Here is a 20,658-nt window from a genome sequence, read left to right on the forward strand (position 1 = left end):
TTTCATATTTCATCACCTAGCCTAATATGGACTTACCAACACAAATACGCCCATTAATGATTCGGTAATTTTCATGTTCCAAAGCTCTAGTTATACAAACTCAACAGACAAAGATATTGAGCATAACCGTCTAGTACAGTTAGCGCAAAAATATCTCAACAATCCGATGCTAATGCATCAATTATGCGATAGCGTTTACAAACGACTCCACGCAAATCTCAAAATTCAAAAAGAAAGAATCGGTAACTCTAATACAGGAAGAAAATAAAATGCCTGCACCAAAATCCAATTCTAACTCTGAGAACTACGTCACAACCAACCGATTCTATATAGAAATCGAAAACAATACAGTTGCCTCATTCTCAGAATGTTCGGGTATCAGTATCGACGTAGAAAAAGAGGTATATCAAGAGGGTGGTGTAAACGATCAGCAAAGAATTAGTTTAGGACACACTCGTTTTTCAGATATTACATTAAAGCGGGGGACAACTGACGACAATACGTTTTCACAGTGGTTAAGCGAATTATTTGAGCAAAAAACGCAGCGACGCAACGTTAATATTGTTACCTACAACCAAGCTGGGGAAATCATGAAGAGTTGGTGCCTAATTGGCGCCATTCCAGTAGGGTGGAAACTCCCTAGTTTAGAGGCAGATGGCAATACGGTTGCAGTTGAAGAATTAACTTTAGCCTTTGAAGGTTTAAAAATTGGTAAGCAGTCTGCTGGTGGCGATGCAGTTTCTAGGGATGCGAAGGGATATTTTGGTAAGGGCGCCTGGGAATAAACATAAGTTGGAAGTTTAGTTGGAAGTTTAATTATGAGTGAGCTTAACTCTCCTATTGACTCCAAATCTTCAGACGGGCTTCCACCAGGTACTTTTGCACCCGAAAACCCCATACTTGAGGAAGTCCTAACTCCAAAAGTCAACACTGTTCAACAAGCAGCAGAAGATTTAGAGTTTTTTACGCAGATGATTTGCGATCGCATCAGTCCACGTCTAAACCTTAAGATGGAACGTAAAGGCTTTCATCAAAGCAACCGAATTTTTTCGCATCAAACAATTGCACCCGATCAGATTTACTCAAAATCTGGACAGGCAGCAGATGTATTAGAACAGTTAACTCAGGAAATAGAGCAGCTTTTGCACCACCGTTTAATCTACGAGCGCGAGCGATGCGGACGGTCTGTAGGTTGTTTACCTTGGTAATTTTAATGCACTCATCCATGTTGAGGAAAACGCAATGCAACTTGTAAAAGCAAAGCTGATGGTTCATAGTGACCCCAGCGGACAAGCCAAAGATATTGAGTTCATGTTTAATCCATTAGAACTTGATTTTACTCGGCAAGTAATTTGGCATAGTGATTTAGGAAATCGCGGAACTACTTTATTGCCAAAGGTTAATTTCTCTGGGGTAGAACCTTATTCATTTACATTACAGAATTTGTTATTTGATACTTATGAAAAAAAGACATCTGTTCTTAAGGAATATATTAACAACATAAAAAAGGGTGTAACTGCTCGTAACAATACTCTTAGTCGTCCGCCAGTTTATATATTGACCTGGCAAGATAGCTATTTTCACTGTGTAATGACGAGTTTGAACTACCGACTCACTCTGTTTTTAGCTGATGGCACCCCGGTTAAAGCAATCGTTAATATTGCGCTCCAAGAAGTCGATCCTGAAGATATGTCGGGAGGCAAATCACCCTCACCAAAGCCTTCAGCAAAGCCCTCGCCAAAGTCATCAGCAAAGCCTTCACCAAAACCCTCACCGAAGCCCTCACCAAAGCCGAAGCCATAAAAGACTTCGCTAAATTTTAACACAACGTCTAAATCATCTAACAATACTGAGAATATTTGCCAATGCCTACTAAACCAAATTCTCCTAAACCAAATTCTCCCAAACCTAATTTTCCTAAATCTAATACCTTTAAACCTAATTCTCCTAAACCTAATTCTGCCAAAAATGATGAAACCCTTTATCTATCGAAGCCTGTAATTAAAATAGGTGGAGCGCCGGCGCCAAAGGAATTATTAAAGGACATTTTAGAAATTGTTGTGGATGAAAGCTTACATATGCCAAGTATGTTTGTCCTAAAAATCCATAATGTCTATGTCGCTGCAAGTGAGAACAGCGAGCCTTGGAAAAACGAAAATTACTTTAATATTGGTGATCAAATTACGGTTGGATTTGAGGCTGGTACAACAGAAGATCCTGAATTTTTGTTGCCGGAAGTAGAGCATCGGTTAATTGAGGGCGAAATTACGGGAATTGAAGTCAAATTTGTTGCTCCATCTACAGCCCATATTATTGTGCGCGGCTATGACAATTCCCATCGGCTGCATCGGGGTCGCCACAATCGATCTTTCTTAAACTGTACAGATACCGATATTGTGCGACGTGTTGCTCAAGAAGCGAGAATTAGAATTGGTCAATTAGATGCAAGTGGTGTCTCCCATGATTATGTTTTTCAAGAAAATCAAACCAATATGGAGTTTCTGCGGGAGCGCGCTGCAAGAATAGGATTTGAACTCTTTATGCAGGGCAAGAAGCTTTACTTTCGCAAGCCTAAAAGTGAAGAATCTCTTAAGTTGGAGTGGCTTAAGGATATTATGAGCTTTGATGTAAGGGTTACGAGTGCCGAACAAGTTAGTTCAGTCCGGGTTAATAGCTGGGATTATATTAATAAAAAGTTAATCTCACAAACCGCTTCAAAGGAACAATTGGTTACAAAAACAGGAAATGGTGCCGGGAGCAGCATCAGCCAGTTTCCACGTCCTAAAATGCGACCACTTACTGAAGAAATGCAACGACTTCCTGAAATGATTGTGGTAGACCAACCTGTAAATACTCCAAAAGAAGCAAAACAGTTGGCTCAAGCCCTTTGTAATGAGCTAGGTGGAGAGTTTGTAACTGCTGATGCCAAAGCCGTGGGAAACCCTAAAATCCGACCAGGCAAAGTGGTTACACTTGAAAATATGGGAACTCGCTATAGTGGTGATTACTACGTAACAGGAACTTATCACCATTATGTTCATGGTAATTACACAACTGATTTTACAGTTCGTGGGCTGAGAGAAGGTAGCTTACTTTCTACATTGCCTCCCAAAACTCATCTCCAACCTGGTCAAACTCTACTAGTGGGTCAGGTAACTAATAATAACGATCCAAAAGGTTTGGGTCGCGTTAAAGTAAAATTTCCCACTTTAACAGAAGAACATGAAAGCAATTGGGCTAGAGTAGTGGGTTTAGGAGCAGCTAATGCAAGAGGATTTTATTGCTTACCAGAAATTAATGATGAAGTGCTTGTTGGTTTTGAACACGGGGATATTCATCGACCTTATATAATAGGGGGTGTCTGGAATGGCAAGGACAAAACGGTTGAAACAATTGCTAATACTGTTAAGAACCGCAAAGTCAGAGTACGCACCATTAAAACTCGTACAGGACATACGATTCAATTTGTCGAGGAAGATGATAAGAAATCGAAAGCAGGAATCTATATTAAAACTAAGGGCGGACATCGTATCGACATCAACGACAGCCAAAAATTTATAGAAATTAAAACTGCTGGTAGGCACAGCATTCGTATGGACGACAAACCCAGGTCAAAAAAGATCGAAATTAAAACTTCAGGTAGCAATCAAGTGATCTTAAATGATACAAAATCTATTGTTAGCGTTAGAACTAAAGTAGGACAACACCTGACCTTTCGCGATATTGGCATGAATGTTACCCTTCATACCACAGGAATGCTTAATGTAAATGCTGGTGGTCTTGTCAGTATCAAGGCAGGTGGACCAATTTCAGCATTTTCAACCGCTCCAATCGATTTAACTTCAACTTCCGCAATCATCATCAAAGCACCGACGGTTTCAATGCTAGGGTTGGTAACAGCTAACGGTATTCCACAGTAACCTACAATAAATTATTGCGTACAATGACTAAAGCCCTACAGAAAGCAGGGCTTTAATTATGCAACGGCGCCTCCTTAAGACTGTAAATTAATTGTTTGTTTGCGTTTCCAAGCAAAATGTAGGATATTTATACCTAACTCTTGAGCGGTTCTAATGTCAGTTCGCGACCGCTGTAATTCTTCATCTAAACCCCATAATCCGCCTAAATTACCAATTGCTAAAATAATTCCGCCGCCAGACAAAAGTTGAATTCTAGTTTGATCCATTATTGGCAACGCAGAAAATAAAAACGGCTTTATTCGCAAGGGATGGTCGCGACGAGCTTCTTGTAAAGACTTTAGAGGCGCCTGTAAATGTTGAGCTAGTACCTGGACTGATTGAATTAGTTCTGTATTTTGAACATCGGCATCAACCAGCAAAGTACCTCCCGAATTCAGGTAGCTTGAAAGCTTCGAGAATTGATGGTTGTTTAGCGACAAACTCTTACGACCAGTCAAATATAGCAGATCGTAAGGATGCAAATCTCCATCCCAAGTGACTCGTGAAACAGTTTCTACACCCTTTAAAGCAGGATAAATATCTTCAACTGCGCGCAGTAAATAGGTAAGATTGAAAAAATTTCGGCTACAGTCTTCATCATCAGAATTGATTTGAGCAATTTGAACTAAACCTTGGGGTCTTGCCTGTGCTTGACGGCGGTAGCGTAAATCTAAATCGCCGTATCCCGGAAAAAAAATATCGGCAGGTGTGCGAAGTAATACCTGCTGCGATTGTCTTAACAAGACGCGACAAAGCTCCACATCTGAACGCTCAGGAGGACAGCTTCTCTCGTCAATTCTAAATGTTTCTTGTACGATTTCCTGATCGGGGCTTCCCCCCAACTGATCAGGGTCTCGATACTGAGCAACCAAATAAACAGTCACAGGTTCTGATTCCTTTAGCTCAGTTGCAATCCGAAAATTGATTTGATGAGGCACTACAATCGGATTCCCTTCTAAATCAATAGCAATTCCTGGCTGAATTTGTACCCAGCGACTGTCTCGATATTGAGCGGCAACTTCTTCTGGAGCTGGAATTACCCGTACTCCCAACCCGCAAACAATTCCAGGCTGATTAATTGACTGGTAGTGAAGATTTTGGCGTTTGCGCTGATAGTCATGGGCGCGTTGCCAACGCTCGGCAGTTAAGAGCAAGCCATCTCTAACTTGTTGGCGCTGCATAGGGACAATTGCTGGATTTGGAAAAGGATAGGTCATAAGAAAATCTCCAATGCAATAAACTAATTTGTATATCTATTCTGTTTTTATCCGAAGGCTGTAGGAGCAAAATGCAGGTTTCTCTTGATCAATTATTCGCCGAACAAGCTGCTCGTCAATTTCGTTATTAGGCTGGGCACGCAAGCATACATCAAAATGATAAGGCTTGCCACCGCCGAGAATTGCATCTTCACCTACATGGGCTAATCCAAATAAACATCCTTGACCAAAGGGTTCGGTAATGCTAATCGATTTATCTTCTTCACGGTCAATATGTTCGTCGAGCGGTAAACCTGTATATAAATGTATATAAAATCGAAGTCCCTTACGGGTTCCGCGACAACGATAAATTTCTACCGCGCGTCGAATTAACCGCCTTTGATGAGTTAAATTTAGTTGTGCATCAATTGGCCAGTCCACCCAGTGAGCTAAAAACGGTAGAAGCGCTTGAGGTGCTGTCAGGGGGTCTAAATGCGCCCACATAGAAGCAAAGCTATTCACTACTGGCTCGAACGCTTGCTCAAAAATTTTGATAAAGCGATGAATGTAGTCTACTTCTTGATAAACTACTGGTAAATAATTAGTATAAGCACTGCGTGGTCGAACATTTAGCTCAAAGTTGGATACTTGAATTGGATGTAAACTTACTCCTTCACTCAGGCTTTGGTTAGCATAAATTGATACACAACCTCGAAAGTTGAGTTGGTTTCCTTTTCTTCCTTGAAGGACATCTTGACCCTCAAAAAAATGATTGGGAATTAGAAACCATAAGTCAGCATGTTTACTTTTCTTGGCAGCTACTTCTATAGTCACATCTGGCGCCATCCCAAATTGAGGGACACTAGAAGCATCTGTCTGCACCTGACACCATTCCAAAGGGAATGTCCCATCTAGTTTTAAGGTAAGGTGTTGAGGTTGAGACTCCCAATTTTTAATTTCCAGGGCAATTCGACAAAGTTCTCCCGGATAAATCACAATTTCAGTTTGCTGTTGCAAGCTTTCTGTGGCTTCAGTTCCAAGCATTCGACTACCACCTTGGGAGGTGGTAACAGACATCTGCATAGGAGATATCTGAAGACTGACTGATTTGGAGGTAAGTACTGGCTGCATATCCTAAATCCTTACCGCAGATTGGTCTTTTAGAACATTTACACTATGTCCTGTGCGTGCCTGTGGGTCTGCCCAAGAGCAAAGTAAACCCAAGGCGCCTGGGTCTATATAGCTTACAGGTGTTGTTTGCCTCTGCCAAGATTCCCCATTTTGTTGAATAGGAAATAGTAAAATAGCACCTAAATATTGAATCCCTGGTATTTGCTGAAGCAGAGCCATTATATCTGATGGGTAAAGCGGGCGCCCAAAAGGCCAACCCGTCATCTCTTGACCTCCAGTTAAAGGATTGAGGTAGCGATATAGCGTGACTTTGATTTTGTGGACAATCTCAGCTTGAGCGCTTGGGTTATTATAAGCAGGTTCTAGGGTAACTTCAGCTTGAACCGATACGCCAAAATAGTTAGGCTGCTGTAGCTGCACCTGAACACCTAGCAAACGTCTTTCATCTAGATAGCGCAAAACTTGATCACGCAGAGCCGAATTTAAATTAAAGTTATCAGGAGCAATCCCACGTCCTAGGGCAATTAGCTCGGTATTAGCTTGAGGCACAACACACACGCTGACCGAGCCGGCTGGTTGGTTAGCAGATGTCGGTAAGGTTAACGCGCGAGCAATAGCACCACCGCTACCTTTTAGAGTTAAAGCTTCAAAATCTGAAGCCGTCACGGCTCGATCATGCGACCGCAGCATCTGAGGCGCCCTTAACACGGCTCGCTCAAGAGACTCGGCATCGGCACCGTTAACAGCAGCATGATGATTGGTCACACGGTCTATATAAGGAATTGCTGTCTGCATAAACTTCAACGTGTTTGCCTGCACATTTCCCTGTTTGCCACCTCCGGTACGATAGGAAAATATAATTTCAGCACCATAGGGAGGAATAGCCCCATACTGTTGCTCAATTATTTGCTCGTGCAGGTCATGACCGGGCAAGCGATCTGCTGGCAGCACTTGCTGTAGATAAGCACGAGTTTGCGTTTGCTTCTTAAGCGTTTGAGGTTCGCGAATGCTTGGTCCAAACTGAATAGTGCCTGCTAATGCATCAACAACATAATGTCGGTCTTGGGGTTTAGAATCAGCAAAATCCTCAACTTTTTGCCAAATTTCGGCAGGTCTCCCAAAAGGAAGAACAAGCAGTTGCTCTGAGTCTCGGTTCTCTAAAATGGGCGCCGTCTCAACCTCAAAGCTCTGCCCTGGTTGCCCATCGCTGATACCTAATATTTCCTCTTGTATCAAAACGCACTGACTAGCTTGCACCGATCCGCCAATGGCACGTATCGCAATCGTTTTAATCCGAGGAGAATTAGTATATCCTGGCTGGTGTGAGCTAAATTCAGTAAGGATACAGCGAATCCAACGACCTCGATAGCCATCAAAACTAGACACAGGCCAGCGTTCGGGCAGATGTAGAATCACATCACCACTTTGCTCAAAGCTATCATCATCTCCTGCATTCTCATTAAAGCTAAAGCCATTGGTAGTGTCATCTGCTTCCTGTAAAAGAACCTTTACCCATGATTCACCGTCCCAAGCTTCCCAACTACGGGGAGGATGCTTTGGATCGATACCTGTAGGTGTACCTTGCGCTCCTGTAAAAGCGATCTCCAAAATAGTTCCTTCCAAAGGGGTATCAGGCTCAATTGTGAGATAAAAGCTATTGCCAGACTGCGGCTTTTGCGGAAATAATTCAAATTCGTGAGTTACTGCCAAACCGTCATTTTGAGGATGCCATTGCTCAGTGCGATCTTGGAGCGATTTAGGAACATTAGCCGCATCTGGTGCAGAAAATATATGTTTTAAAGTTGGTTGACCAATTAACAAATCTTGATCGGTAGTAAAAACAATAGCTTCCTGGGTTTCAGTCCGCTCTGTTGCAACTTCTGTTCCGCGCGGGATAGTATAGTTTTCCAGTAAATGGGTACTAAGGTAAAAACTCAGCCTAACTTGAGCTGGGGTCGGTGGCTGTAGACGGATTCCCAATAGTTCTAGAAAGGCTATATAGTTTTTACGAGGAATCTGATTAAATTGCATCAGCATCTGGTCAGTGAGCCAAGCAAACAGCTCAATTAGGGTAATACCAGGATCGCTGAGATTGTGATCAGTCCATTCTGGACAATAGCGGGGAATACGCAGCAGGCATTCTTCTACTAAATCGTCAAAAGTGCGATCATCCAGATGAGAATTGGGAAGTCGAGGTAAAAAGTCAAAGCTCATGATTCCTCCGTCTCTGAAGCTAAATAAAACGGGTAGACAAAACTGTAAGGGTCAGGATGAGATTTCAGTCGATAATCAATAACAATATTGAGGCGCCCAACAATTGTATCAGGCACTGCACTCACTTCATCAACCTCAATTCGAGGCTCCCACTTTCGCAATGCTTCTAGTACATATATCTTACTTCTTAGTAAAGTATCATGATTTAAGGGAGCAAAAGCCAATTCTGATAAGCGACAACCGAAATCAGGACGATAAACACGTTCGCCTAAATCAGTACGCAAAATTAACCAAATTGCCTCTTCAACCTTCTGAGCTTCAGAACTTAGCTTAAGTCCTCCCTGCACATTGCTTTGCAATGGGAAAGATAGCCCCGTCCCTAAATAGTGATTATGTATTTTTTCATACATTGTATTTGCCATGCTAATTGGCTCTCAATTTGGGTATAAGATTTAGAATATCTTTCAATTAAAAAGTCTCTATCAGCCAAAGGTATATAGCATTCCTATATGAGTTGTAAAATTCCTTCTTCTCTTCCTTTGTGTCCTTTGCGTCCTTTGCGGTTCGTTATTTAACGCCTAGCCTAGGAATAAAGCTTCATGTTCATACCTTTGTCTGATAGACCTTGAAAGCGAAAATTGTAAGATAATGTAAATAGACAAAGAGAAATTTATTTAGATAATTCAGCATAAATTTTAAATTAGTCTAGCTGAGAAAAGCACCTGTGCATAGAAACAGAAAGCTTAATTACTAATAAGAGGATATTATGGGCAATTGTTTTAGTGATCAGCAAGAAAGAAATAGAAATAGAACAAGAGAAGCAAGTCAACAAGAAACAGAATTAGAAAATCTCCCTCCAAATAGAGTTACTCAAAGAAGAACAGGAGATACTCAGAGGAATACAAGTCTCCTTCCCCAATCTCTATATCCTCCACAAACACAAACGGTTGGACAAAAGTCTAATCCAAGAGAGGTGAGAGGAGAAGATTTTAATGACTATATGAGGGTAGATAACATGGAAATTGTCCACTGTAAACCAATAAATCAACCTCATGAGGCAGGACATTGCTTTGTAGTCGAATTCACTGTGAGAAACACTACATCAGATTATTTGAGGTTTACCAGTGTTCCTCCCGTACAATGGACGGAGATAGAACAAAAACAAGAGAATATAGGGGGAAAAACACAAACAGAACCACCCAATAATCATGACCTGTATGCAGAAAAGCCAGGAGCGCAAACCTTTAATACTTGGCGAACAGTTTGGAATAAAATAATTGCACCAAACGAGACGATGAAAATACTAATTCAGGATGTACCGAGATTAAGAAATATCAATCAAGATGCCAATGGTCAACCCCGAACGGCCTCTAGACATATAGATTTTCATATTCAAGTACCAGGAAATAGCCCAAGCATAAGAGCAACTCAGAATATTAGAGTAGTCAACGGAGTCACGCAAGAAATAGATTTTCGTCATTAAACAAGCACAGTTAACGCTGAATTAAAGCCACTTTCTAATATCGTTTAAATTATGAGGTGAAAATCATGGAATCAATTGGAAACTTTTTAGGTAGAATTTTCGGCGGATTTTTTGATAGATTATTCGACCAAATGAGATATAAAATAACCGTCATTGCTGAAGATAAAATTAGAGAAACGGTTGAAAAACCATTTAATCAAGATACAACAACCAGCCAGCAAACAACCAACCATCAAGATAAAAACACCAAAAACTAATCACTCTAATGTTATACTGAGAACGGCTTATAACTTTACTTTTAACAAGCGTCACAATCTTTAAGATGCTACCCTGCGGGAAAACTACGTTTACGTTCCTCAGCATGACAAAAGTATAGATTTTACCCGTTCGCATGTTAAAACAGCCCAAAATTTTTGTTTACTATGCTTGTCAACTCACTTATCGATGCTACCTTGACGGCGCCAAATATATCCTTTCGTCCCGGTGGCCCATCAGTTTCTTTTGGTGTTTCAGTCATCAACCGCAGCAACCAGTTTGCGTCGTTTCAACTAGAAATTAAAGCGGCAGGAGCAGGTAGACAAAGTAATTGGTATTGCCTTTCTCCAGATGTATCCACAGCAAAGTCACCCGGTGATCGCACCGATTTTCAAGTTGAGATTTTAGACTCTCCCCTCCCTGATTTTATCGGGGTTGTCAATCTAACAGTGAGGGTTTTTTCGCCCCAACTAAAAGAAGAGCGACGATTAGTTTTACGGTTAACGTTAGAACCCAGCGGCAAATTAAACCTACTGCGAATCGCACTGCCTACCGAGCGGTTTCAAGTCTATCCGCGTAACGTTGTGAATATTCCTGTAACTGTAAAAAACACTGGGTCGCAACCTTTAGAAGTATGCTTACAGTGTACAGAACTTGAGCCATCTTGGTTAGTTGGTAGCTTTGAACGATATATACAAATTCCAGCAAATGAAGAGACAACGACAACTTTTCAATGTCAGCCCCCTAGAGCAGATCGAGTTCAAAGTCGCGATTATAGCTTTATTATAACTGCCAAAAGTCATGTAGGTTCTATTGTTGAAGCACAAGGAATTTTAGAAGTTCTGCCCGTTGGGTTCATGCAGTTTGAAGTCCAGCCTCAGCAGCAGCGTATTCCAGCTAAAAGACCCTGGCTCCCAAATTGGCGATCGCGTAGCAGTACCTTTCAATTGATGTTTAAAAACAATAGCAATTTGTTGCAAACGCTTGATCTCGAAGTACGAGGTCGAGACGCAAAACGATGCCAAATCAAGGTTAGTCCAGAAAAACCCGTTCTATCATTGGGAGAAATAACTTCTACAAACCTAATTATCTCACCCCGTCGTCCCTGGATCGGCTGGTCGCGAAAACTAAAATTTGAACTCAAACCTTGGTTATCAGACCCAAGATTAGGGAGTAGCGACCCAGCAACCCAAATTTTGTTCTTAAAGGTGTTTCCAATCGTACCCCTATGGTTATTACTGGCATTGCTCTCAATTATTGCAACCGCTATATTTATACCACAGCCTATTACTCATTTGGCTGGCGTTAATGCCGTGCGACTCAGTGGCACGAGTGGTAGATCACCGCTTGTAATTAGTGCCTCAAGCGACTGTTCAATTCGGACTTGGGGCGTAACAGATTGGGGAACGCCCCAACCTCAAGGTCTATTGAGCAAGGGGACGTTAGCTAAAACTTGTACTAATGCTCAACCATCATCTTCTAAAGGGCTTCTCGGCATTACTCAACAAGCAATTCATTCGCTAGCATTAACTCCGGTAAAAAATAATCAAGTCTTTGCAGGTTTAGAGGATGGAACCGTTCAAGTTTGGGATATTAATACAGGTTCGGGACTTTATACGCTCAAAGACCCTAACGATCAAACAAGCGATCGCATTCTGGACTTGATGTTTACTCGCAACTCTCTAAGGCTATATGCTGGCTATGCAAGCGGAACTATTCGCAGTTGGCAAAGGTCGAAGGATGTTTATTTTGACTCCAAACCTGCCCAGGTTTTGAAGATACCTGATCGCTTTGCATATCAAGCCTGGTCTTTAGCACTTAGTCCAGATGAAAATATCCTTGTGAGCGCTGGACAGTTTAAGCGGCTTATATTATGGGATGTGGCAAACTCGCAACCTTGGCAGTTAAAGCTCTCAGAAGATGCTGGAAATCAGGGAGAGCAAAACTATTTCTACGATGTCAACTTTGTCCCCAATACTTCCATCTTAGCAGCCTCTGATTCTGATGGTTATGTTACTTTTTGGGATTTAAATCAATGTCAGAAAGCGGCGCCGAACAAGTCGTTGGAGCAGCTTCCTCAAAAAAACTGCAAACAACTAGTCAGATGGCAGGTCGCAAACAAACCAATTCGCAGTATTCTATTTACTCCAAATCAACGATGGCTCGTGAGTGCAGGTGATAATGGTCAAATTCAGGCATGGCGTTTGACCCAAAAGTTCACTCCCGATCTAACTCAAAAACCAAAGCAAATTGGCGCCTCCAAAAGCAGGATAACTTCCTTAGACTTAATTGCTAAAGAGCAGGGAGTTTGGATTGCTAGCGGCTCCGGTGATGCACAAGTTCGCCTTTATCGCTTTAACTCGGATAATTAAAAGTCCCTTACTAAAAATGCTAAATCTTATAACACCACTCAAAGTTATACTAAATCCTCCTACGCACTTAGAGGTTTTCCCAGGCGAAAGCGTTACTCTTGACATCAGTTTAATTAATCAAGGCGATCAAGGAGCCGTGATTGATGTGTTTGTCGATCCCATCGCACAGACCCTGCTATCATGGTGTCCCGAAGCTAGAAAACGGGTCGCTCTTGACTCCCAAGAAGCTTGTGAGGTCAACCTGCTCTTTGAGATACCCTCCAATGCACTACCTGGAAGTTACCCCTATACAATAGTAATAGATGCCCCAGAGCATTATCCAGAGGAAACTCCAATTTATTACCCAGCCCGTCTTGAAATTTTAGTCAAAGAGCAGGCTGTTATAAAGTCACAAAAATTTACCTTTTCACTTAACCCAGCAACTAGTCCCGTTCAGCCCTTGCAAGTTCAGCCTAACCAGCACCAGACTCTATCAGTAATAGTAAATAACCACTCCAGTCGGGTAGATAGGTTTTGGCTGCATTGTCTTGACTTGGATAAAACTTGGTTCAAGATTCGATATCCTTACAACGAACTGAGTGAACTAGGTATCGTTTCCAGTACTGATGGTTTAGAGCTTAATCCTGGAGGTCAAGGCGAAATCATCATAGAGTTCTATTATCCAATAAACATGCCAGTTGGTCACTATTCACCGACTTTACAGCTTGTTTCTAACAATGCCCCAGAGCAGGTATTTTTAGATTTAGTCTATTTAGAGGTAAGCCCAAAATACCATCTAAGTGTTGAACTAGAGACTATTCTTGGAAAAGTCGCTAACAGCCCAGGTCAGTATCGACTTACACTCACAAATAACGGAAATTCAATTAGAGAATTAGCCGTAAGTGCTAGCAGCCGAGATAAAACAGAGTCGTGCCACTATTCTTGCAATCCATCTTCTGTCAATTTATTAATTGGCGAAACAGCAACGATTAATCTAAACGTTTATCCTAAGCAGAAATGGCGCCGTCCCTTCTTTGGGTATGGCTTAGAGTTACCGTTTCAAGTCAATCTTCAAGACCTTCAAGCATTACCAATACCAGAAAATTTACCAATGGGGTTGTTAGTCTGGAAGGCACGCCCTATATGGCAGTTTATACTATTGCTGCTAGCAGGGATTGGTGCATTGTCAGGACTCGGCTTTTTAATTTGGTTTATGTTCTTCAAACCCGCTCCAGCAAGCGTTTTATCAGAATTTAGACCGGATAGTACTAGCTATACAGAAGGAGGCAGGGTACGTTTAAACTGGACAATCTCAAATGCAGATCAGCTCAATCAACTGGTAATTTCTTCAACCAAAGACCAGACTGCGAGCAATCCTCAAGTTTACGACTTTAGCCAAGGCTTACCAAAAGAACTCAACCGCTATTGCCAAATTCGCGAGCGCAATTTAACCTGTACTAACGTAGATACAGGCGCCAGACTAGCGGGAAAATACACCTTCCAGCTTCAGGCAAAAACAAAATCAGCACAAAAGCCTATTGAACAGAAACTGGATGTTGTAATTCAACCAAAGCCACTGCCGCAGGTGGAAAACATTGTAGTACAAAAGTCTCAACTTCAAAAAGGGAAACCTTTAACTCTTAGTTGGAAAATCAATAATTTTAGCCAACTCGATCAACTTCAAGTTATAGGTCAACTTAAAGATGATAAACAAGAAAATAAACCAACGGTGTTGAAGACTTATAATTTTCAAAAGCAAATTCCTCCGGAACTAGCGAAGCAATGTCAACCACCAGTCAACGAGATATTGAGTTGTTCAAACGTGAATATAGAGCTTCCGGCTAAACCAGGCAACTATGCGATTAGCCTTCAACCTGTATATAATGGAAGTCAAAAACAATCGCCACCCTCAAAAACAGTTCAAGTCCAGTTAAAGCCAACACCCATTCAAATCACCGAATTTACACTTAATAATCAAAGTTCAGAGGCGAATCCCTCAATCTTCTTGAAAGTTGGACAAGTTGTAACTCTTAAGTGGCGGGTACAGGGAGATGGTGTTAAGGTTAAACTTGAACCTTTCGGTGATGTCCCAGCTAGCGGGTCTAAAACATTTAAAGTGACCACAAATCTCTCTCAAATTACCCTCACGGCTGAAACCGAACAAGGTCAATCAGCCAAACGCGCGTTTTTGCTCCAAGTTGACACACCAAAACCATTTCAGCCGCAAACAAATTATAGTAATTAACTTTCTAGTCCATTTTAATGAACTATAGATGGCGCCGCAAATGCTTAAGTTCAATATGAAAAAGCGCACATTGATTGAAACCTTTACTATACATGGATTTTTTGAATGTGCAGGTTAGGAGATGATAAATTTGAGTTAATTTCATGTCCAGTAGCGTAACTGTAATAAAAACATTGTAGAGACGCGATTAATCCCTTCGGGAAATCCTTCGGATTACGCGTCTCTACGTGTATCGTATTAACACGCAATTTGCTGTATCTGCTTGGCATGAGCGATGGCGCCAGTGTAGTAAAAATTAAGAGTTGGTACTGCTAAAAATAAAACTAGCTTATTTAAATAAACTAGTTTATAATTAAACAATAATTATTTATTCGCATTTAATTGTGATTAGCTGCTATTATCTGCGTACTTTGCTGAATAAATTTATCAACCTCAGAATGGTAAGGGAATAAACGTTTTACTAATTGAAATTTTCGCAATGCTTCTGTATATTTTCCTTGATTATACAATTGTAGTCCTTCGCGATACTTTTGGTTGATTAATCCTTCTTCGTTTACGATGCCCTCATATGTCAAAAACTCCTGTATTGTATTACTAGTAAATAGGAAAACGTAATTATTGCTCTCCTGTGGTCCGAAAGTAACTATACCAATAACTTCACCTCGTTCATTAAGTACAGGGCCACCTGAGTTGCCTGGGGCAGCAGGTGCGCTAACTTGGATAACGGGTATATTATCTTTAAGGGTTTTGATAGCAGATATCTCACCACTAGTAAAAGTTGCTTCTACAAGTGATTTTTTGTCAAATATGTCTGACATTTCGACTAATCCCGGATATCCTACTGCTGTAACTTTATCTAAAATACGCACTTTAGAAGAATCTGCTAATTTTAGTACAGGTGCATTGCGGATATTAACCTTGATTATCGAAACATCCTTTCCTTCACCAATAGGGGCACCTGATTTTAGAATTTGTGCTGGTAGCGATTCTCCATTTGGTAAATGTACTTGGTAGATAGGTTTAACATCAATCCATTTTAACTGCTTAACAATATTTGAATCCTCACCATCTTCTTTTAATTTAACAGCTAATTCTTCTACAAAATATTGCTTGCATTCTTCATCTGTTACATTTGTGACATGGGCATTAGTAACGATGTAGCCATTGGGGTTGACAAAAAAACCTGAACCATGACCAAGCATTGTTTTCAAGCTATATATTTTACCATTCTTAGGTAAGTACGCTTTAACATCGCACCATATAACAACGCGAACTACTGATGATTTGGTATTCTCAGCTATCAAGTTGCTTGTTGACATTTTCTCAGATTGAGTAGTGTTTACTTGCAACTGCTGCATTGGTACTTGAGAATATGCAGGGACAATAGGAATTAAAGTAGTAAGTACTGACGAAAGAAGTAAAGCTTGCATTTTTACTTGTGGTAACATGGCGCCGTTTTGTTTAACTCAATGATTCCATTAAACACTGCTGCTATTTGAGTTCGGCATGGAGAAGTTTTTGTTGTGATTGAGTTGTATTTTTGTTTGCGTTTCAAAAAATTGACAGAGGTATGTTTTCCACGTGATGTAAATAAACTTTGTCCAAACTTCTTACTGACTAGGACATAATTCCTTCCTTTCCTTTTCACGAGTAGCGAGGTATTCTTTTAGATAGTCGCAACCGCGCGCGAGTAAATCATCTAAATTTAAATTCAACAATTTGATGGTTTTATCAGAACTTGCATAAGCTAAAGTTTTGCCATTCGGACTAAATAACACGCTATTGACAAAATTTTGATGCGTCAAGCTAGAGATTTGTTGACTCGTGTTGACATTCCACAATTTGATGGTATTGTCAGCACTTGCAGAAGCGATCATTTTGCCATCCGGACTAAATGCCACGCTATTGACAAAATTTTGATGCCCACTCAAGCTAGAAATTTGTTGACCCGTGTTGACATTCCATAATTTGATGGTTTTGTCCCAACTTGCAGAAGCTAAAGTTTTGCCATCCGGACTAAATACCACGCTATTGACAAAATTTTGATGCCCACTCAAGCTAGAAGTTTGTTGACCCGTGTTGACATTCCACAATTTAACGGTTTTGTCACTACTTGCAGAAGCTAAAGTTTTGCCATCTGGACTAAATGCCACGCTAGTGACAAAATTTTGATGCCCACTCAAGCTAGAAATTTGTTGACCCGTGTTGACATTCCACAATTTGATGGTATTGTCAGCACTTGCAGAAGCTAAAGTTTTGCCATCTGGACTAAATGCCACGCTCATGACATCACTTTGATGTCCACTCAAGCTAGAAATTTGTTGACCCGTGTTGACATTCCACAATTTAACGGTTTTGTCACTACTTGCAGAAGCTAAAGTTTTGCCATCTGGACTAAAAACTACGCTATTGACAATATTTTGATGCCCACTCAAGCTAGAAATTTGTTGACCCGTGTTGACATTCCACAATTTGATGGTTTTGTTACCAGCAGAAGCTAAAGTTTTGCCATTCGGACTAAAAGCTACGCTATAGGCACCATTTTGATCCGTCAAGTTAGAGATTTGTTGACCCATGTTGACATTCCACAATTTGATGGTATGGTCAGCACTTGCAGAAGCTAAAGTTTTGCCATCCGGACTAAATGCCACGCTAATGACAGCATTTTGATGCCCAGTCAAGCTAGAAATTTGTTGACCCGTGTTGACATTCCACAATTTGATGGTATAGTCCCAACTTGCAGAAGCTAAAGTTTTGCCATCCGGACTAAATGCCACGCTGAACACAGAAATTAGATGCCCAGTCAAGCTAGAAATTTGTTGACCCGTGTTGACATTCCACAATTTGATTGTTTTGTCAGCACTTGCAGAAGCTAAAGTTTTGCCATCCGGACTAAATGCCACGCTAAAGACATAATCTTGATGCCCAGTCAAGCTATAAGTTTGTTGACCCGTGTTGACATTCCACAATTTGATGGTTTTGTCAGCACTTGCAGAAGCTAAAGTTTTACCATCCGGACTAAATGCCACGCTAGTGACATAATTTTTATGCCCAGTCAAGCTAGAAATTTGTTGACCCGTGTTGACATTCCACAATTTGATGGTTTTGTCGTAACTCGCAGAAGCTAAAGTTTTGCCATCTGAACTAAATGCGACGCTATTGACCTCATTTTTATGCCCAGTCAAGCTAGAAATTTGTTGACCCGTGTTGACATTCCACAATTTGATGGTTTTGTCACTACTTGCAGAAGCTAAAGTTTTGCCATCTGGACTAAATGCGACGCTATTGACCTCATTTTTATGCCCAGTCAAGCTAGAAATTTGTTGACCTGTGGTTACATTCCACAATTTTATGGTTTTGTCCTTACTTGCAGAAGCTAAAGTTTTGCCATCTGGACTAAATGCCACGCCATAGACCTCATTTTGATGCCCGTTCAATTGCTTATATTTCCTAATATTTGACAATATATATTGTAAGCCCAATACAGGACTAAAGGTAGGATAATCCGCTAATGATTGTTTACCTTTCACTAAAGTTTTTAACTCTCGTCCAGCCCGCATGGCTTTCATTAGGCTCTCTGTTTCTCGTCCTGTAAACTGTTCTTGTAATAAATTTATTCCAATTTGTTCTAATTGCGTCACTTGAAGTTCATTTTTCGCATTATTCGCAAATACAGAAGCAATAATTGCTCCTATAATAGACACTACCAAAAACGTAGAACCAAATCTAATCATTCGCCTAGATTTATTCTGCGCTTGGCTTAATGTTTTATTAGCTTGGCTTAATTTTTCATTTGCGGCTGCTAATATCTGACTTTCTTCTTCTTTAACTGCTAAAGCTACTTCAAGTTCTCTTTTTTCTAACTCCTGAGAAGCTGATAAATATCTAGAATCCTCATTACTCAAGCTTTTCCCATCAGCCCACACTAAAGCTTCCTGCAATGCTCGTCCACGCAATAGCCGTGATTCATCTCGATATTGACTATCAACCCATGCTTGAAAAGTTACTGCATAAGGACGCAGTTTATTTAGTTCTTTCTCAACCCAATTTGAATTAAAAACAGATTCGTATATTTTGTTATAAACTTTTAGTTTCTCTTGCTGTTTAACTACTAAACCAGTTAAACGAAATCTCATTTGCTCAACGCTATTATCAGCAAAAATATTTCCTGTCAACAAAATTTGCTGATACCATCCTAAGAAACACCCAGCTATTTGCTCTCCTAACAACATCCTATCTCGTATTGTCTTTAAATGCACTGGTTCATCATTAGTTTCCCAATTTTCAATAATGCTACTGATAATAACTGACTCTACCCAACTCAAAATTTTATCTCCTCCTTCTCCCCTCTCCGCTATTGGAGAATGGTTAAGGGTGAGGTTTTGTATTAATAAACTACATACCTTCTGTGTTAAAAAAGGTTGTCCCCCTGTCCAAGTTAAAACGTATTGCATTAAAGCTAAAGGATTTTCAACATAACCTGAAAATCCCTTTGCTAATGGTTCAATTTCACTGTCTTTAAACCCATCTAGTTGAATAGCTTTACCAATATTAAACGGTGTTCGTCCTCTATCGGCTATTAAATCACTGGGGGTAGCTACTCCTACTAAAGCAAATGTCAGGCGCCTATACTCTGGGTTAAAGTTGCGTTTTTCATAACAGCTTCTAATTAAAGCAAAAAAATCGTCTCTGGCAAAGTCTAGACTTAAAATACTATCTATTTCATCAATAAATATAATAATCTTACTTTGGATAGATGCGAGTAATACAGTTTCAATGAAATCTTCCAAACGCTGCACAGAAGGAATGGCGCCTCTTTCCTGCCACCATTTAAGCAGAAATTCTGAGGGATTACCAATGTTAAAATTAACTACAAGCTTGTAAACTATTCCAGCGTACCACTGTTCAGAATTACCTCGTACAGAAAAATCAAGCCTGGTGCAAGCAAAACCTTCTGCTTCTAGCTTCTTCATTGTCCGAACTATCAAGCTGGTTTTACCCATCTGTCTGGAGTTAAAAATGTAACATAAATCTCCAGCTTTTAAACTGTGGTATAAATCAGAATCTGCTTGTCTTTCAACATAACTAGGAGCATTTTCTCCTAAACTTCCTCCAACTTTATACTCATAATTGTTTGTCATAATTAAATCAGCGTATAAATAAACTACTTAATGCAGTACATGATTTTTACATACCTGCTTATATCAAAGCATGACGTAATTCGAGTTAAGCCATGAGTAATTTGAGTTACGTTCAACTTTTGGATAAGTGTACCAATAATATAGGGCTTGATTTTTTACGTTATGCGGAGAATGCGATTTTAACCTAACGATGGGCGCCCTATTACCTATCGTAAAGCAATGAGGTTAATTGAATCTAAACAAATAGAGGTAAGCGAATGCTCAAGATTATATCAAAGGTGTGCTTGTACTATAATTTCAAGTCGGCGCCTTCCTTATTGACCGGGACATAACTCCTTCCTTTTTTCGTTATCATGGGTATTGAGGTAATCTTGCAGCCAGTTGCAACCGCGCGCGAGTAAATCATCTAAACCCTCAACGCGACGTAGCTGTACAGCATCATCTACAATAAGCGCAATTAAGTTACCATCCGGATTAAACCTTCTAAACTCACCTTGATATTCAGCAACCTGCTGCCAACCATCCCTAGTTTGAGTCCATAAGCGCGCAATATTGTCACTTGAAGCAGTAGCGACAGTCTTACCATCTGGGCTAAATACTACGTTTGTGACCCTATCTTGATGTTTGAGAGTGGCAATTTCTGAACCTTTGAAGTTCCATAACTTCGCTGTATTGTCATATGA

General features: G+C 40.5%; 16 protein-coding genes. 9 read left to right on the plus strand and 7 right to left on the minus strand.

Features of this window, described 5'->3' with window-relative positions; genetic code table 11:
* Positions 1-73 precede the first annotated feature (73 nt).
* From DSM106972_RS33470 to DSM106972_RS33490, 5 genes are all read left to right on the plus strand, one after another.
* Positions 74-268: a hypothetical protein gene (locus DSM106972_RS33470; protein WP_127084757.1), complete on the plus strand. Its 195-nt coding sequence runs from the start codon at positions 74-76 to the stop codon at positions 266-268.
* A 1-nt stretch (position 269) separates the two neighbouring features.
* Positions 270-785, plus strand: coding sequence for a contractile injection system inner tube protein (locus tag DSM106972_RS33475; protein WP_127084758.1), 516 nt, complete (start codon positions 270-272; stop codon positions 783-785).
* A 33-nt stretch (positions 786-818) separates the two neighbouring features.
* Positions 819-1,208 (plus strand): hypothetical protein, encoded by a 390-nt coding sequence (locus DSM106972_RS33480; RefSeq protein ID WP_127084759.1) that lies wholly within the window; start codon positions 819-821, stop codon positions 1,206-1,208.
* 34 nt (positions 1,209-1,242) lie between these two features.
* A complete protein-coding gene (locus tag DSM106972_RS33485; RefSeq protein WP_186538736.1) occupies positions 1,243-1,803 on the plus strand; it encodes a CIS tube protein in 561 nt (186 codons plus the stop codon).
* Positions 1,804-1,865: 62 nt separating this feature from the next.
* Positions 1,866-3,920 carry a VgrG-related protein gene (locus DSM106972_RS33490; protein WP_127084760.1) on the plus strand — a complete coding sequence of 685 codons (2,055 nt, stop codon included), beginning with the start codon at positions 1,866-1,868 and terminating at the stop codon, positions 3,918-3,920.
* A 74-nt stretch (positions 3,921-3,994) separates the two neighbouring features.
* Here the strand turns inward: DSM106972_RS33490 and DSM106972_RS33495 are convergent, their stop codons facing one another.
* From DSM106972_RS33495 to DSM106972_RS33510, 4 genes are read right to left on the minus strand one after another with little or no spacing between them, the layout of a single operon-like run.
* Positions 3,995-5,176, minus strand: a complete 1,182-nt coding sequence (locus tag DSM106972_RS33495) for a DUF4159 domain-containing protein (RefSeq protein ID WP_127084761.1) — start codon at positions 5,174-5,176, stop codon at positions 3,995-3,997.
* 36 nt (positions 5,177-5,212) lie between these two features.
* Positions 5,213-6,286: a phage tail protein gene (locus DSM106972_RS33500; RefSeq protein ID WP_201800820.1), complete on the minus strand. Its 1,074-nt coding sequence runs from the start codon at positions 6,284-6,286 to the stop codon at positions 5,213-5,215.
* A 3-nt stretch (positions 6,287-6,289) separates the two neighbouring features.
* The gene (locus DSM106972_RS33505) at positions 6,290-8,500 is read right to left on the minus strand and encodes a putative baseplate assembly protein (protein WP_127084762.1); all 2,211 of its coding nucleotides are present in this window, start codon (positions 8,498-8,500) and stop codon (positions 6,290-6,292) included.
* A complete protein-coding gene (locus DSM106972_RS33510) occupies positions 8,497-8,922 on the minus strand; it encodes a GPW/gp25 family protein (protein WP_127084763.1) in 426 nt (141 codons plus the stop codon). The genes DSM106972_RS33505 and DSM106972_RS33510 overlap by 4 nt, the downstream gene beginning before the upstream one ends.
* 344 nt (positions 8,923-9,266) lie before the next feature.
* Here DSM106972_RS33510 and DSM106972_RS33515 point away from each other — a divergent pair, with 344 nt between their 5' ends.
* The 4 genes from DSM106972_RS33515 (at position 9,267) to DSM106972_RS33530 (ending at position 14,834) form a co-directional block, all read left to right on the plus strand.
* Positions 9,267-9,983: a hypothetical protein gene (locus tag DSM106972_RS33515; protein ID WP_127084764.1), complete on the plus strand. Its 717-nt coding sequence runs from the start codon at positions 9,267-9,269 to the stop codon at positions 9,981-9,983.
* Between the two features lie 65 nt (positions 9,984-10,048).
* Complete coding sequence (locus DSM106972_RS33520; RefSeq protein WP_127084765.1) at positions 10,049-10,240, plus strand: hypothetical protein; 192 nt, start codon at positions 10,049-10,051, stop codon at positions 10,238-10,240.
* Between the two features lie 165 nt (positions 10,241-10,405).
* Complete coding sequence (locus DSM106972_RS33525; RefSeq protein WP_127084766.1) at positions 10,406-12,610, plus strand: hypothetical protein; 2,205 nt, start codon at positions 10,406-10,408, stop codon at positions 12,608-12,610.
* Positions 12,611-12,626: 16 nt separating this feature from the next.
* Positions 12,627-14,834, plus strand: coding sequence for a hypothetical protein (locus tag DSM106972_RS33530; RefSeq protein ID WP_127084767.1), 2,208 nt, complete (start codon positions 12,627-12,629; stop codon positions 14,832-14,834).
* Positions 14,835-15,211: 377 nt separating this feature from the next.
* Here DSM106972_RS33530 and DSM106972_RS33535 read toward each other — a convergent pair whose 3' ends face one another.
* The 3 genes from DSM106972_RS33535 to DSM106972_RS52735 all read right to left on the minus strand — a co-directional run.
* On the minus strand, positions 15,212-16,282 hold the full coding sequence (locus DSM106972_RS33535) for a S1C family serine protease (protein ID WP_127084768.1): 1,071 nt from the start codon (positions 16,280-16,282) through the stop codon (positions 15,212-15,214).
* A gap of 162 nt (positions 16,283-16,444) precedes the next feature.
* Positions 16,445-19,975 (minus strand): WD40 domain-containing protein, encoded by a 3,531-nt coding sequence (locus tag DSM106972_RS33540; RefSeq protein ID WP_127084769.1) that lies wholly within the window; start codon positions 19,973-19,975, stop codon positions 16,445-16,447.
* A 314-nt stretch (positions 19,976-20,289) separates the two neighbouring features.
* On the minus strand, positions 20,290-20,658 hold a 369-nt coding region (locus tag DSM106972_RS52735), incomplete at its 5' end, for a WD40 repeat domain-containing protein (protein WP_411675356.1).

The organism is Dulcicalothrix desertica PCC 7102 (genome assembly GCF_003991905.1).
Lineage (GTDB): Bacteria > Cyanobacteriota > Cyanobacteriia > Cyanobacteriales > Nostocaceae > Dulcicalothrix > Dulcicalothrix desertica.

Excerpts from the sequence above, each read along its gene's own strand:
- DSM106972_RS33470 (WP_127084757.1), top strand. The coding sequence starts at position 74 with ATGTTCCAAAGCTCTAGTTATACAAACTCAACAGACAAAGATATTGAG.
- DSM106972_RS33475 (WP_127084758.1), top strand. The coding sequence starts at position 270 with ATGCCTGCACCAAAATCCAATTCTAACTCTGAGAACTACGTCACAACC.
- DSM106972_RS33480 (WP_127084759.1), top strand. The coding sequence starts at position 819 with ATGAGTGAGCTTAACTCTCCTATTGACTCCAAATCTTCAGACGGGCTT.
- DSM106972_RS33485 (WP_186538736.1), top strand. The coding sequence starts at position 1,243 with ATGCAACTTGTAAAAGCAAAGCTGATGGTTCATAGTGACCCCAGCGGA.
- DSM106972_RS33490 (WP_127084760.1), top strand. The coding sequence starts at position 1,866 with ATGCCTACTAAACCAAATTCTCCTAAACCAAATTCTCCCAAACCTAAT.
- DSM106972_RS33495 (WP_127084761.1), bottom strand. The coding sequence starts at position 5,176 with ATGACCTATCCTTTTCCAAATCCAGCAATTGTCCCTATGCAGCGCCAA.
- DSM106972_RS33500 (WP_201800820.1), bottom strand. The coding sequence starts at position 6,286 with ATGCAGCCAGTACTTACCTCCAAATCAGTCAGTCTTCAGATATCTCCT.
- DSM106972_RS33505 (WP_127084762.1), bottom strand. The coding sequence starts at position 8,500 with ATGAGCTTTGACTTTTTACCTCGACTTCCCAATTCTCATCTGGATGAT.
- DSM106972_RS33510 (WP_127084763.1), bottom strand. The coding sequence starts at position 8,922 with ATGGCAAATACAATGTATGAAAAAATACATAATCACTATTTAGGGACG.
- DSM106972_RS33515 (WP_127084764.1), top strand. The coding sequence starts at position 9,267 with ATGGGCAATTGTTTTAGTGATCAGCAAGAAAGAAATAGAAATAGAACA.
- DSM106972_RS33520 (WP_127084765.1), top strand. The coding sequence starts at position 10,049 with ATGGAATCAATTGGAAACTTTTTAGGTAGAATTTTCGGCGGATTTTTT.
- DSM106972_RS33525 (WP_127084766.1), top strand. The coding sequence starts at position 10,406 with ATGCTTGTCAACTCACTTATCGATGCTACCTTGACGGCGCCAAATATA.
- DSM106972_RS33530 (WP_127084767.1), top strand. The coding sequence starts at position 12,627 with ATGCTAAATCTTATAACACCACTCAAAGTTATACTAAATCCTCCTACG.
- DSM106972_RS33535 (WP_127084768.1), bottom strand. The coding sequence starts at position 16,282 with ATGTTACCACAAGTAAAAATGCAAGCTTTACTTCTTTCGTCAGTACTT.
- DSM106972_RS33540 (WP_127084769.1), bottom strand. The coding sequence starts at position 19,975 with ATGACAAACAATTATGAGTATAAAGTTGGAGGAAGTTTAGGAGAAAAT.